The 14497-nt window shown below is 37.5% G+C and carries 14 protein-coding genes and 1 other annotated feature; of the genes, 8 read left to right on the forward strand and 6 right to left on the reverse strand.

Annotation, left to right across the window (positions count from 1 at the left end):
- Window positions 1-168: 168 nt before the first annotated feature.
- Complete coding sequence (locus IHV10_RS02840) at window positions 169-954, reverse strand: lipase family protein (RefSeq protein ID WP_197127233.1); 786 nt, start codon at window positions 952-954, stop codon at window positions 169-171.
- Between the two features lie 184 nt (window positions 955-1138).
- Between IHV10_RS02840 and IHV10_RS02845 the strand changes: the two genes are divergently transcribed.
- Window positions 1139-1885, forward strand: a complete 747-nt coding sequence (locus tag IHV10_RS02845; RefSeq protein WP_197127234.1) for a ZIP family metal transporter — start codon at window positions 1139-1141, stop codon at window positions 1883-1885.
- Between the two features lie 4 nt (window positions 1886-1889).
- Here the strand turns inward: IHV10_RS02845 and IHV10_RS02850 are convergent, their stop codons facing one another.
- On the reverse strand, window positions 1890-2303 hold the full coding sequence (locus IHV10_RS02850) for a MarR family transcriptional regulator (protein WP_197127235.1): 414 nt from the start codon (window positions 2301-2303) through the stop codon (window positions 1890-1892).
- A 208-nt stretch (window positions 2304-2511) separates the two neighbouring features.
- The gene (locus IHV10_RS02855; protein ID WP_197127236.1) at window positions 2512-3984 is read right to left on the reverse strand and encodes an MDR family MFS transporter; all 1473 of its coding nucleotides are present in this window, start codon (window positions 3982-3984) and stop codon (window positions 2512-2514) included.
- Window positions 3985-4298: 314 nt separating this feature from the next.
- Between IHV10_RS02855 and IHV10_RS02860 the strand changes: the two genes are divergently transcribed.
- Complete coding sequence (locus tag IHV10_RS02860; RefSeq protein WP_197127237.1) at window positions 4299-5027, forward strand: AAA family ATPase; 729 nt, start codon at window positions 4299-4301, stop codon at window positions 5025-5027.
- Window positions 5028-5070: 43 nt separating this feature from the next.
- Here the strand turns inward: IHV10_RS02860 and IHV10_RS02865 are convergent, their stop codons facing one another.
- The gene (locus IHV10_RS02865) at window positions 5071-5733 is read right to left on the reverse strand and encodes a GNAT family N-acetyltransferase (protein ID WP_197127238.1); all 663 of its coding nucleotides are present in this window, start codon (window positions 5731-5733) and stop codon (window positions 5071-5073) included.
- A 135-nt stretch (window positions 5734-5868) separates the two neighbouring features.
- Between IHV10_RS02865 and IHV10_RS02870 the strand changes: the two genes are divergently transcribed.
- From IHV10_RS02870 to IHV10_RS02895, 6 genes are all read left to right on the forward strand, one after another.
- Window positions 5869-6204, forward strand: a complete 336-nt coding sequence (locus IHV10_RS02870; RefSeq protein ID WP_197127239.1) for a n-acetylglutamate synthase — start codon at window positions 5869-5871, stop codon at window positions 6202-6204.
- 194 nt (window positions 6205-6398) lie between these two features.
- Window positions 6399-7736, forward strand: coding sequence for a copper amine oxidase (locus IHV10_RS02875; RefSeq protein ID WP_231619403.1), 1338 nt, complete (start codon window positions 6399-6401; stop codon window positions 7734-7736).
- 64 nt (window positions 7737-7800) lie between these two features.
- Window positions 7801-8778 carry a class F sortase gene (locus IHV10_RS02880; protein ID WP_197127240.1) on the forward strand — a complete coding sequence of 326 codons (978 nt, stop codon included), beginning with the start codon at window positions 7801-7803 and terminating at the stop codon, window positions 8776-8778.
- Between the two features lie 173 nt (window positions 8779-8951).
- On the forward strand, window positions 8952-9743 hold the full coding sequence (locus IHV10_RS02885) for a nicotianamine synthase family protein (protein WP_197127241.1): 792 nt from the start codon (window positions 8952-8954) through the stop codon (window positions 9741-9743).
- On the forward strand, window positions 9740-11071 hold the full coding sequence (locus IHV10_RS02890) for an opine metallophore biosynthesis dehydrogenase (protein WP_197127242.1): 1332 nt from the start codon (window positions 9740-9742) through the stop codon (window positions 11069-11071). The genes IHV10_RS02885 and IHV10_RS02890 overlap by 4 nt, the downstream gene beginning before the upstream one ends.
- Window positions 11068-11964, forward strand: a complete 897-nt coding sequence (locus tag IHV10_RS02895; RefSeq protein ID WP_197127243.1) for a DMT family transporter — start codon at window positions 11068-11070, stop codon at window positions 11962-11964. Before IHV10_RS02890 ends, IHV10_RS02895 begins: the two co-directional genes overlap by 4 nt.
- Window positions 11965-11998: 34 nt before the next feature.
- On the opposite strand, the gene IHV10_RS02900 is transcribed toward IHV10_RS02895, so the two are convergent.
- Window positions 11999-13366, reverse strand: coding sequence for an amino acid permease (locus IHV10_RS02900; protein ID WP_197127244.1), 1368 nt, complete (start codon window positions 13364-13366; stop codon window positions 11999-12001).
- Between the two features lie 84 nt (window positions 13367-13450).
- Window positions 13451-13679 (reverse strand) — a binding site (T-box leader).
- Between the two features lie 216 nt (window positions 13680-13895).
- Complete coding sequence (locus IHV10_RS02905; protein ID WP_197127245.1) at window positions 13896-14417, reverse strand: DUF6843 domain-containing protein; 522 nt, start codon at window positions 14415-14417, stop codon at window positions 13896-13898.
- Between the last annotated feature and the right edge of the window lie 80 nt (window positions 14418-14497).

Raw genomic sequence — 14497 nt, forward strand, 5'->3', positions numbered from 1 at the left:
ACATGTCCCTCTAAAGTAGGGAAATATGACAATTCATGTTACAAAACTACTAACTCGTTATATAAGCGTTTCAATGCAGAGTTAACGGGTAAAGAAATGGATTGGTTAAGAAACGATCCTTACATAAAAATAAACCCATTTAACATTTTGTTAAACGGATATTGTCAATCACTCACAAATCGTGGATTCAGGAAAGAAGCCCGGATATTTATTGCAAAGTTTTTTGTATTCAATTGGATATTGCTTGCTTAAAAAATGAATATAACAGAGGATTCTATGATTTTGGATATATTTTCTGTTCTTAAAATTCAGTTGATATTCCTGTCCAATAGGGAGGTTTAAAAGAGGCTTGTTCTTAAAAAAGAGAGGAGTCATGCAATTTGAGATGGCATCGTGCACATTTACAACTCGAATACTGTTTATCACTTCTTCATAGAATTTTTTAGTAAAATCTTCATTAGCGATCGGCAAACTAGCAAAACTATAGAGAATAGGGTTTATAAAATTTGTGTTAACTGCCGCATCTAGTGTGAATAATGCAGCTAGACTGCCACCAAGGCTATGACCTGTCACGAGTAGCTGTTTATCACCTGTATATAGCTGGTTGATATCCGCTAAGAGAGCATCTCGAAATGTACTATAAATTTTTGTGATTCCTCGATGAGTTAACCCGCTATCCGTAACATAGATATATGGGATTTGTGAAACATCTAGGTATGAGCTTACATTATCCATGGTCTTTGTTCCCCGAAAAGCCACAACGAGTGAATCCTCAGATTCAGCAATAAATCCAAATGTTTCTCCTGAATCTGAGACGATTGCACGTTTCATCTCGTAATGCTTCGGTAATTCAATCGTGCTAAGTTCGTGAACGATATAGGCTTTGTAAGACATCACTGCCAAGAATAGAGCCATTTCTCCATCGAACACAAATAACTCTTTTGTTATTTTCATACAAAATCACATCCTTCACTTATCCGATTTAATAGTATATGAAGGAAGCAGTGGACAAGTATAGACGCGTACACTGAGAGAATTAACTATTTTTCTTTAAAGTGGATGTCGTGGTTTATTAAAAGAGGAGATCGATACATACTAGTTGAGTGTACTTATTTGATAGTGGGAGAGGAGTTTGTAGATGACAAAAACAGTTCTTAGTTTCATATTTGTAATCGGGTTTGCACTTGTCCATTTAAGCTCTAAGTACTTAAGTTTTATAAAAGACTCTCCACGAAGTAAATTTTTATCTTTTTCAGGCGGCGTAGCTGTTGCTTATGTTTTTCTACATTTGCTCCCTGATTTGAACCACTATCAACAAAAGGTAGGGGAATCGCTTAAAAAAGGGATTGGGCACTACGTAGAGGACCATATTTATTTAATTGCGATGCTCGGGTTGGTACTTTTTTATGGACTAGAGCGGTTAGTCAAGAATTCAAAAAAGAAAAAAGATGCACAGTCAAACTCTGAAGAAGTTGCTGTTTCTTCAGGTGTATTCTGGATACATGTGACATCGTTCTTCCTTTACAATGCGGTTATTGGCTACTTGCTCATAAGAGAAGAGTACGAGACGAAATGGGGAATGTTTTTCTTCTTTTTGGCATTGAGCATTCACTTTGTCGCTAATGATCATGGCCTGAGAAAGGATCACAAACAAAAATATGACAAGTATGGAAGAGTGTTGCTTACAGTTGCGATTTTAATTGGTTGGGCAGTCGGAGCTATCACCGTAGTTCATGTACTGATCGAATCTATATTAGTTGCTTTGTTAGCTGGAGGTATCATATTAAATGTCCTAAAAGAAGAACTTCCAGAGAATCAGGAAAGCAGTTTTGTCGCGTTTATCGCAGGATTAACTGGTTTTTCGATACTGATGATGTTGGTTTAGAAGATTAGTCATTAATTTTCTTGAAAAGCTCGTTTAACTTTGTAAAAGAAAGCTTTTCTTCAGATGTTAATGGTGAAAGTGATGAAGAAATAATTTCGTTTTTTTTAACCAGCAACCTAGTGATTTCCTGTGAACCATTCTCTGTTAATGATACATAGACTTTTCTGCGATCAGATTCTGTATATTGCCGATCGACCATTCCTTTTTTAGCAAGTCGATCAATAAGAGTAGAAGTTGAAGCTGGAGTTGTATCGATTTTTTTAGCAAGTGCAGTTATTGTTTGATTTTGATTCTCAAGCAAATAAATCATCGTTTCTATTTGAAGATAATTCAGTTTTTCATCATGAAGAAATGATTCTTTAAAATTTTTAACAAATTTAATCAGTTCGTAGATCTCAAAGTTGTTATTGTTATTCATAATCATTCTCCTAAAGTAAATGAAAAGACGACACTTCTTATTAAGTGTCGTCTCATTTTACTTGATTTTTATATATTAAAACCTTATATTTTTAACTTTATTAACTTATTGCCTACTGTAACATAGTGTATACACGTGTTCAATTTGAAATAAATGGATGAAGGCTTGCCGAAGCCTTCATCATTGACAACTAAAAGAAAAAAATAATTTATCGAATGCTAGAAGAATGAATCTGTTCGTTCTGTTCATTTCTATATTTCAGTAGTAGAAATGAGATTCCAATTCCGATTACGGTTAAAAGAAGCGTAACACCGTAAATAGCATGAACCCCAGAAGCAATTATTTCTTGAAGTTGACCCAATTGGCTAGCTTTTAGTTCACCACCGTGTTCAAAAGAAGCGTTCAAATCAAGGTCTTGTCCCGCTTTTTCAGCTTTAGAGATGGTAATCAAGTTAAAAATCGTTCCGAAAACAGCAGATCCGAGCGTCTGGCTGAATGTGTTCGTAAATGTATTTGAAGCTACAGCTACCCCGCGTTTGTTGGAGGGTACAGAAGCTTGAATGATTAGCATGTAAATTGGCGTAATGAGTCCCATCCCAAGGCCAAGAACACCTGAGGCAATATAGATTAAGTATGTTGGAGAATGAGCGTCTAACAGATAGAAAAGTAATGAAGCCATACTTACTACGCTTATTCCAAGAGTAATAATCCAATTATCCTTTAACCGTCCTACTAAGTTGCCAGCAACAAGTGAACCTAAAGTCCACATAACAGGAAGAGGCATCAAAACAAAACCAGCTTGTGTAGCCGTTTTCCCCATAACTCCTTGGCTCCAAATCGGTAAGTAGATCGTGATACAAATAACGACAGCACCAGATATCAAGGTGAGTGAGTTTACGATCAACACACTCTTATTGGTGAAAAGGTTAAGTGGAATGAGTGGTTCAGGTGATTTTTTTTCTATATATACAAACAGTACATAAAGCAGGATCGCAGTTAAGAATAGTCCCATAATGATAGGATTGCTCCACTCTTGAGTTTGGCTGCCTGTTAAAAGCGCATATAGAAAAGCGATCGTAGCAAGGGAAAACGTGACAGCTCCCCAATAATCAATATAAGGTTTACCTTTTGTAAGCTTTTCTTTGTAATTTGTTGCGAGTATGAAGAAAGCAAGAAGTCCGAACGGGATATTTAAGAAGAAAATATAGCGCCATGAAAGCGTGTCAACAAGAAAACCACCAGCTAAGGGTCCAAGAACCCCGGAAACTCCCCATACTGCTGAGATCCAGCCTTGTGCTTTCGCTCTTTCCTTTGCCTCAGCATACAAATCTCCAATGATTGTCATCGTAATCGGCATAACTGCACCAGCACCGAGCCCTTGAATAGCACGGTAGAAGATGAGTTGTTCCATTGACATGGCGATTCCGCAAAGAGCAGAGCCTATCAAAAATAGAATAATACCTGCAAGAATTACCTTTTTCCGGCCGAATAAATCCGCAAGCTTTCCATAGATCGGAGTCGATACGGCAGTAGCCAGCATATAAACCGCGTAAACCCAGCTCACCAGTTCAATGCCGGAAAGATCGCTCGTGATACGTGGAATGGCTGTACTCACAATCGTACCTTCCATCGCAGCCAGAACAGTTACTAGCAATAAAGCGGTCATAATTTGTTTTCTCATATATGTCCTCCTTCGTAAAAAAATGACAGAATCATAAGTAGTTCACTTTGTTAAATGAATAATAAAAAAGAGGCTAACCAAGAAATTAGTTTATCACGTCATTGGGGGATTAGCTATCTTGCAGTATTGCAAGAAGGGGATGGATTAGGCACTGAGCTGTAATTGGACAGATTATTCCCAAGTTTGGACATATTCCTCTTAGATCGGACAGATTATCATTTTGATTGGACAGATAACGATGATAATCGCTACAATTATGACTGAAGCAGTGAATGGCTGATCTCGTTTGTTATACTTTTTAATAGGTGATGCTAATGTTTTTAAAAAGAATAAAGATATTATGTGATGAAATTAAATCATTTGAAGAGTTTCCGTTCTCTATTCCTGCAATCAGTAAACTGGATGAGATACATCTCGAAAAGAACGTGACTTTTTTTGTAGGAGAGAATGGAACGGGGAAATCGACACTGTTAGAAGCGATCGCGGATAAGTGTGATTTTCATACAGCAGGTGGTGGTCGCAACAATATGTACGACGTGTACGCTTCGGAATCAGATCTAGGAGATTATATTCGCCTTTCGTGGTTGCCGAAAGTATCGAACGGGTTCTTTTTACGTGCAGAATCGTTCTACAGCTTTGCTACTCATCTAGAGGAAGTAGACAATACAGGATTCCGTGATTATGGAGGGCGGTCCCTACATGAACAATCTCATGGTGAATCCTTCCTATCTCTTTTTTTGAATCGTTTTAAAGGAAAAGCGATCTATTTACTAGATGAACCTGAGGCGGCCCTTTCACCTTCAAGACAACTCACTTTCTTAAAGATTATTCATGATCTAACAACCCAAGGTGATACGCAGTTTATAATTGCGACTCATTCTCCGATTTTATTAGGTTATCCGAATGCAGATATACTAAGTTTCGATGATGGAAAGATATCTACCATAGATTATGAATCTACAGATCACTTTCAAGTAACCAAGTACTTTTTAAATAATAGAGAGAAAATGATGAAAGAGCTTCTTAAAGACGATGATGATTAATTGAATTTGAAAATGATGTAAATGAAGCAAGGAGAACTAGTATTTATGTATCTAGTTCTCTATTTGTCGTTAATCCAAATGGATCATAGATCATTACAAAAGTAGAGAAAGGGATCTCATCACTCGTAATCTCTTCAACGAGTGAAAAACCTAAGTGCTTATAGATTCTCACATTTTGCACTGTTTCTGTTTGAAGCAAACAAAAGGTTCTTTTCTCGTTGGTTTCTGCAACAGCGGCACTCATCATAGTGGTCATGTGACCTTGATGTCGGTGGAGTGGGTCTACGCATACTGAATCTACCAACAGAAAGTTTTTATAGTTATTCTTATAATAGTTAAGTTTGCTGTTAGATGATTGTAAACGGCTCGCTTTTCGCAAAAAATCTACTATAGATAGTTGTATGAAAACACCGGGCAGACGAAATGCGCATGATAGAGCAGCAAGTATTGATTTTCCTAGCTTTGTTTTCTCTCCGTGCTGAGATACACAAAAGAGTCCCTCTACATGATCAGAAGTTACATATAGTGAGCCGTTAGATTGCAGAATACGAAGGACCATAGGGAAGACAGAACGTAAAATTTTTCTCCTTTTATTCGGGATAGGAAAAAAGTACACAAACATTGGATTATCAATAAACGAATTCGTTAAGACTTCACTTGCTTTTGTGAGGTGTTTTTTTTGCAGTTTTTTTAAGTGATCATACATGAAGTAAACTCCCTTCAATGATGAAATCTAACAATATGTCTGCCAGCCTAGCATTACTCTAATGAATATCATTTACTGGGAAAAATCGAACTTCTATGTTAACTTATGTGAATATTCTAAAAAGGTGGTTGAAAGATGATTAATTACGACGGAAAAATATTCGTGTCAGTTCAAAACTCTTCGAACGGTGAAGTATCCTCACAAACAACGTTTCACTACAAACAAGAGGGGAATATCGTGACTGCTTCCTACGGAGGTGGAGATATCTTAAAAGGCACGTTAATCGGAATATCTAATGAAGATGGCAGCTTGAACTTCAGATACAATCATGTGAACACATCTGATGAAATAAGGGGTGGGGCATGTGTTTCACAACCTGAGATCTTGAGTGATGGAAGGATTAGATTGTATGAAAAATGGAGATGGGTTGAGGGAAGCTCTGGTGAATCCATAATTGAAGAAGTAAAATAACTACCTTTTATATGACCGAAAAATCCCGTTGTAATGGGGTTTTTATGTGTTTTCCCTATCTAACACCGTAACAAAAACTCGAAAATAATAAATAAATGTTATAAAAAGTGATCCAAACTGAAAAACCTCCCGTTATCTAGATAAGAAAGTTAGCTAACTTCAAAAATTTCTAGAGACAAGGGAGAGAACTTATTATGAATTTGAAAAAACTAATCGTACCCGCATTAAGCGTATCCTTACTGATTCCTACTGCTGGAAATGTACAAGCAGCTGAGAAACCAACGGTGAACACACCAGCTTCTCAGTTAAGAGCTGACTTAGATTATCTATTATCTGAGCACTTTGTCTTAGCTGTTACGGCTATGACTAAATCGTACGATGGAGCGAAGGATGCTGAAGCAGCGAACAAAGCTCTAGATCAAAACGCTCTAGATATGACACCTGCAATTGCATCTGTATATGGTGAAGAAGGTGCAGCTGAATTCGAGAGAATCTTTAGAGAACACAATAACTACACAGATGATCTTGTAAACGCAGCAAAAGAAAAAGATGAAAATGCTCGTGCAGATGCTGAAAAAGAAGTTGCGGAATTCGTTGAAGAGTTCTCCACGTTCTTAAGTACAGCAACAGAAGGTAAACTTCCAAAAGAAGCTGCTACAGAAGCAGTAAAAGTACATGAAGCTCAAGTATTAGAAGTGTTTGATAATTATGTAGAAGGCGACTATAAAGAAGCAAACCAAACATTCCGTGAAGGTTATAAACACATGTACGTCATCAGTGATGCTTTATCAGGAGCAATCACTACACAAATGCCTGAGAAATTTGAAAACACAAAATCTGACACACCAGCAGCAGACCTACGTTCAGCACTGAACAGCTTAGCTGCAGAACACTTTGCATTAGCTGCGACAGGCATGCAAAAAGGATTTGACCAGAAGGAAGACTATGATTTTGTAAGCTGGGCTGAAGATGCTCATACAGCTGATTTCAAAGCAGCTATCGCTTCTATCTATGGTGAAGAAGGAGCAGCACAGTTTGAAAAAGTTTGGCAAGGAAACCATATCAACGCACAATCTGAAATCGTTGCAGCAACACTAGAAGGTGATGAGGCAAAAGCCAAAGAAGCAAAAGCAAAACTTGATCAGTTTGCAATGGATTTCGGAGCATTCTTAGGAGCGGCAACGGCTGAAAATCTGCCAGCTGCTGATGCTGAAAAAGCGATCAAAGCACACGAAGACCTAGTAAGACAAACATTTGATCAATACGTGGCAGGAGATTATGATGCATCATACGCTTCATTCCGTGAAGGATACAAATACATGTTTGGTGTAGGTCAAGCATTGGGTGGTGCGATTGTAACTCAAATGCCAGACAAGTTTGCAGGAAGTGAAATGCCTTCAGATATGCCGAAGACAGGATTCGGTGGAGCGAGTGAGTCTACATCTGCTTCTGCAATTGCTCTGACTGGTCTTGGCTCACTATTAGCAATGTCAGCACTATTCTTATTCAGAAGAAAGTCAACTAATCAGTAATTAAAACATATATGGAGAGGGGGAAACCTCTCTTCTTTTTTTATAAAAGAGGTGTAATGATCACATGAAAAAAATCATCTTTCTTTCCATCAGCAGTCTGCTTTGTTTTGTCCTGGCAGCTTACAATTACGGAATCTTTCCATCTCAAGCTTCTTCTCTACAAGAGAAATCTAAAGGAGAGCGTATTGAATCCAACCTGGAGAATGCAACACAAACACCTGATACAACTAAGAGTCCTTTAGCAAAAGAGTTCACACTTTTAAAGTCCGAAGTAAAAAAGCTGACTGATGCTCAAGCAAAAGAGTCTGCGGAAATGAGAGGCATTGTTCCTGTTCGCATTGAGATTCCCGCAATCAATGTTAAAGCACCCATTGAGCAGGTAGGTATTTTAGAAAACGGACAGATGGGTGTTCCAGAAGATACGAATAGTGTAGGATGGTTTGAACCAGGTGCAAAACCTGGTGGAAGAGGAAGCTCAGTTTTGGCAGGACATGTTGATAGCAAAACTGGGCCAGCTATTTTCTTTGATCTCAAGAAATTAAAGCAGGGTGATGAGATCATTATTACCGATAAAAATGGAGCAGCACTGACGTTTGTGGTGAACAAACAAAAAAGCTATCAGAGAAACTCAGCCCCTATCAATGAGATCTTTCAAACTACTAGTGGCCAGAATCTGAATCTAATTACTTGCTCTGGGGTTTTTGATCGAACAGAAGGTACACACGAAGAACGACTTGTTGTATTTGCTGAATTAAAGAAAGAAAACGTTGAAAAACCCGTTACACCGCCTGAAGCTCCTGAGAATGTGGAGGTTAACGGAAGCTTTGTAACCTGGCATGCTGTTCGAAAGGATAACATCGTTGGCTATCGAATTTATAGAAGTGAACAAAAAGATGGGAAGTTCGAACAAGTTGGAAGCATCTCTGCTCATGAAAGAAAGAATTTCACAGATGAAAATGCAGAGAGTTACTATTATTATGTTACATCCATTGATACTTTAGGAAAAGAATCGAAACCTTCTTCAATTGCTAAGGTAAAATAATGACCTCATTAAAAGTACTGCGCATTTAGCAGTGCTTTTTTTGTTTTAGGTAAAAGTGCAGTGATTGTAACGTTCAAGAATAATTATCATTGACTCGTGTGATGAAGTGATGATATTATGTAAAAATTAAATCGTAATAATTACGATTTACAATAAAGTGTATGGAGGTTCTAGTGAAAGAGAGATTTCAATTATTACTATCTTTGAAAGTCACTGAGTATGAGATTAATGAACTTTCAAAGTTTGCCAAAGAATGTGATGAGTGTTATGAGCTATTAAAAGTAAAACTGGATAGTCTTCATCATTTTATGACAGATCCTACTAACCTGCATCGATGGCGAGAGTGGGGTGAAGATAAGGACATAGTGTCTTTATCTGAAAAGCTGCGGGAAGCTTCCGTACAAGCTCTTTGTGAGATGGAAAAATATCAGAGTTTGCGAACATGTAATCATCAATTGAATGCAAGTGAATACATAACTACACTTTCACAAACGGTGAAACAAGAATTAGATGAATTACATATTAACGAGAATTCAAAAGTGTTATTTATAGGTTCAGGAGCGTTTCCCATTTCCGCTCTTACCATTGCGAGTGAAAAGAATGCAGAAGTTCATTGTATAGACATTGACGAAGAAGCGGTTGAGATGGGCAGAAAAGTTTCTGAGATTACAGGACTTCAAGAAACTGTTAGATTTTCTAAGTCCGTTCGAAACGATGTGCCTTTTGCTAAAAGAACGACTCATGTATTAATCGCTTCTCTAGTTAGAAACAAACGGGAAGTACTGAATGAAATAAAGGATTTATTACAGCCTCATACAAAAGTTATACTCCGATACGGAAACGGTTTAAAATCAATCTTTAACTATCCGTTAGAGATGAAGTTGACTAACGATTGGGAACTGAAGAGTGTAAAGAGATCAGAAGGTATCTATGACACGATGGTCTTAGAGAAAATGAATATATGAATGTAATGAAGGAAGTGAGTGAAATCATGAATGATATTAGGCCAAGCGACTTAGGGAATACCCTAATTGCAGGCGCTGGGCCAGCTGCTATTCAGACAGCCGTCCAACTATATTCAGGTTTTAGTGAAAGGATAGGACTGTATAATCGCCCTGGTGTACATGCGCAACGTATAAAAAAAGAACTGATTCATAATAATTTTGAAGTTAGCCTGACTATTCAAGGTAAAGAGGCGGAATCAACTGCAAAGATTGATTGTTTTTTTGATGATGTATCCAGTTTACGTGATGAATGGGACACCATAATTCTAGCAACTCCCTGTACGAGTTATGCAAATGTAATGAAGTCTCTTCAAACTGCAGAATTAAAGCGAGTAAGAACCATAATCCTACTAGCTCCTAACATTGGTTCAAACGATTTAGTAAAAAGTTTGATGCCAAAAGAAACAGTTGAAGTAATCAGTATGTCAACTTATTATGCTGCAACTAAATTTCATGCTGATTCTGCAGTCACTGCTCATACGAAAGCATTTAAAAAACGGATTTACTTAGGTTCTTCAAAAGGCAAAAGCCGTATGGTAGGTGTCCTGAAAGAATTTCTAAAATCGTTGAATATTGATGGGGTGATCGTTGATCATCCGCTCGATGCGGAATGCAGAAATATTACAACATATGTGCATCCAGCCTTCTTTTTAAATACATTTACTTTAAATGAAATATTCGATGTTCAACCTAAAGATAAGAAGTATATGTATAAGTTGTATCCTGAAGGGCCAATCACACAGCAAAGAATAAAAACAATGGTACGGCTCTGGAAAGAAATCTCAACTTTAATAAAAGAATTAGGAGCGGATCCCATTAATTTATTAAAGTTTTTAAATGACGATAATTATCCAGTACCAATCGAATCTATACCAAGAGAAGATATTGATAACTTTTCAGAATATGAGGAGGTCAGACAGGAGTATCTGCTCTATATACGCTATGCTACTATTCTAATCGATCCGTTTTCAATTCCTGATCATGAAGGAAAATATTTTGAATTCTCAGCAGTTCCCTTTAAAAAAGCACAGGAAGAAATTGAGGGAGTGTGGAGTAACCCTAGAATCCCCTTCGAAGACTACCAAAAATTGATCCTAATCTATGGTCTTGCAGAGAAGTTAGGGATATCAATGCCTGAGATGAAGATGCTCATAAAGAATTTTGAATTAGAGTGTCAACAGATTGAAAAGATGTTAGGAATAACAGAGTCATTGATTGAAGCTAGAAGACTATCTTCATTGCGAGAAGTAACAGACATCATGAAGGAAAGAGAGAGGCGATATTCATGAAAAACGGTGTTTTGCTCGCCATCCTATCTTCCTTTGTTTTCAGTATTATGAATGCACTCGTTAAGGCAGTTAGTTTAAATATCCCTTATTCAGAAAGTGTATTTTTTAGAAGTTTGATAGGAACCATCATCATCTTTATTATTATGAAAAAGAAAAAGGTCGCCTTTTCAAAAACCGGTGTACCAATGCTTATGGTTCGCGGAGTCTTTGGAGCGTTATATCTATTAGCCTATTTTTATACAATCGCAAAAATTCCATTAGCAGATGCTAGTATCCTGGCCCATCTGTCTCCCATTTTTGCCGTAGTATTAGCAGGTTTGTTTTTAAAAGAAAAACTAACGAAAACGCTTCTCTATATTCTTCCTGTCGTGTTAGCAGGGGCGCTCTTACTGATTAAACCACAGGAGTTTTCATCCTATTCCATGTATGCGCTAATTGGTGTAGGAGGTGCTTTTTTCGCAGCTTGTGCAGCCACTTCTATTCGGTATTTAAGCAGCAGACATCATGCTTATGAGATCGTATTCTATTTTCTCGCTACAGCAACGTTAGTTAGTATACCTTTAATGTGGAACCAATTTGTAGTACCTTCACCATTAGAGCTGTTTTATCTGATCTGTATCGGTGTTGTATCTTTAGTAGGACAGTTATTCTTAACAAGTGCATTTACGCATGAAAATGTCGTTGTTGTAGAGGTTACCCGTTACATTGGAATCGTCTTTAACGCTTTTTGGGGCTTTTTATTCTGGTCAGAGATTCCAGATGGTCAAACGATTCTAGGAGGTATGTTGATTATTGCTTCATGCATCTTCTTATCACGTAGACGATCACTAGAAGCAAAGATTGATAAACTAAGGTTAAATAAAGTAGCGATGAATACAGGTGCTAAAAGGTAAGGAGAAAACGCTCGGTTACGAGCGTTTTCTTTTGTTAACTCGCCATCTTTTCTTGATTCGAGTTAAGTGATTTTCTTTTAAACACATACGTTTCACTTATTAATATATAAATGCCTAGTGTTACACTAGTGATCTTAATTGACGTGGTGAGTACAATGCCGATCAGTATTGCAAATAAAGATAGAATAGCAATCCAAGTGGTATAAGGAAACCATTTTACATAATACCCGGAAAGCTGTTCATTCTTATTTCGTGACTTTAAATGTGCAAAGGCAATGATTAACCATATAAACAATACGGTGTAGCCAAGTGATCCCATAAGATAGTTGAACGTTTTACTGCCCGCAAAAATAGAAATGAGTACACCTGCATATAGAGAAGCTGTACACATCAAAATCGCGATAAAAGGAACTTTCTTAGATGAAAGTCGAGCGAATATTCCAGGAACACGACCATCAACGGCTTGTGTATACAACACACGTGATGAACCGTATAACCCTGAGTTCATGGATGAGATGATCGCAAGCAGAATCACACCATTCATCACATGATCAGCACCAGGAATTCCAATCATCTGAAACACCATGACAAAAGGACTTTCATTCCCGCCATTTACTTGATCCCAAGGAATTAAGCCAACAATGATAAAGAACGGAAACAAGTAAAAGGCTATGATACGAGTTAACGTACTGCGAACAGCTTGTGGTACTACTTTTTCTGGATTCTTTGTTTCAGCTAAGGTTACACCGATAATCTCCGTTCCACCATACGAATAGATAACGACTAACATAGCTGTCATAAGACCAGCTGAACCGTTCGGGAAAAATCCACCTTGATCCGTTAAGTTCGTGAAATTCGGTGCAACATGGTCACCAAACGAAACGAATAACAGCAAAAGTCCTGAAAGAATAAAAATGCCGATCACACTGATCTTAATAAGGGCTAACCAGTACTCCGTCTCAGCAAATATTTTAACGGATAATAGATTTACGATGGTGACGGCGATTGAAACCAAAAAGGCTAGCAGCCAAATTGGCGTATCCGAGAACCAATATTGAAGAAATATCGCTGCCACCACAGCTTCTGCCGCAATGTTTAGCACCCACATCTTCCAATAAATCCAATCAAGAAAATAAGCGGGGAACATGCCTAAAGCAGATTGAACAAGGTCACGAAACGTTCGGGCACCACTGTTTTGAACAGCCATCTCTGCTAAACCTTGCATCACAAATAATAAAATGATTCCGCCGATTAAATAGGCTAGAACAACAGAGGGACCAGCTGAATCAATAGCCGCACTGCTGCCTTTAAAAAGTCCAGCTCCGATACTGCCTCCAAGAGCCATCATCATAATATGACGAGAAGTCATCGTTCGTTGTAAGTTCTCTGTGCTTTTTTTCATCTTCATAACCTCTTTTAAATTGATGTTAGAATCTATAAAACAAATAACAAAAAAAGGCTTACCATCTCTGATCTCAGTTGTGAGAAAAGAGACGATAAGCCTTTGGCTGACCGCGGTACCACTCTTGTTGATTCGTCATAGAATCCTGCTTGTAGAACCTGTTAACGAAGGTTAATCGTCAAAACATAGAGAACGCGTTCTTTTTGTCTTGCTGCTCCAGGGCGAGTTCAAAGCTTTCATAGACTGCGTTCCACCAACCCGCAGCTCTCTAGACTACAAAATGACTTTTACTACTCCCGTTCGTTGCTTTTATCAAAATGATTATTCAGAATAATATGGATTACTATATAGGCTGTATCTTAGACTTGTCAACACATAAATTTTAAATGAAACAGCACAAGGTAGTATGGAAACGGTATCATTTATTCACTTTCCGAAGTTATTTCTAGCTGTTCTTAACATGTCATGAGGTGAAGAATGCTAAAAAAAAAAAGGGTGCAGGAGGTTTTAAATTCTCCCGCACCGCAACTTATTTCTTTATTGCTAACTTTTGAAAATAATATTTTCCTACATGGTTCACTTGTGCGTTAAAATCATTTCTTCCATTTTCTTTAAAAGAAGGACCACAACTAGAAGACGTTACTTGAATAACGGAATACTTAATATCTTCACCGTTTCTACCTGAAAAACCACCGTTTGATCCAAGACTGATACACTGGTCGTTGATTTCTTTTCGTTTGCCATTTTTATCAACATAATAATATTTATCATTCACAACCCCATAGATCATGTCCTTCGTTGAGGTGAATGAAACACCATACTGACTGATCTCAGTATCTTTTAGTACATCCAAAGTCTTTTCTTTTACAGGAATTACTGTGTAATCATCTTCTTTTTTTAAAGCGGGTTCGTCTGGCATGTTATAGAACGTAAAGATAGAGCCCTCAAAGCCTTCTGGAATTAAAAAGATGTTGTTTGTAGTCTCTTGTTTGTTAAAACTACAGCCTGCTAAAAACAATATAGATATCGCAACAATTATATATTTTTTCAAGTGCATTCACTCTTTCGATTCATTTTCTTTATTGTATCATTGTATCCAAAATTCCAATAACAACTAACAAGCTTTCCACA

It is taken from the genome of Fictibacillus sp. 5RED26 (assembly GCF_015903895.1).
Lineage (GTDB): Bacteria > Bacillota > Bacilli > Bacillales > Fictibacillaceae > Fictibacillus > Fictibacillus phosphorivorans.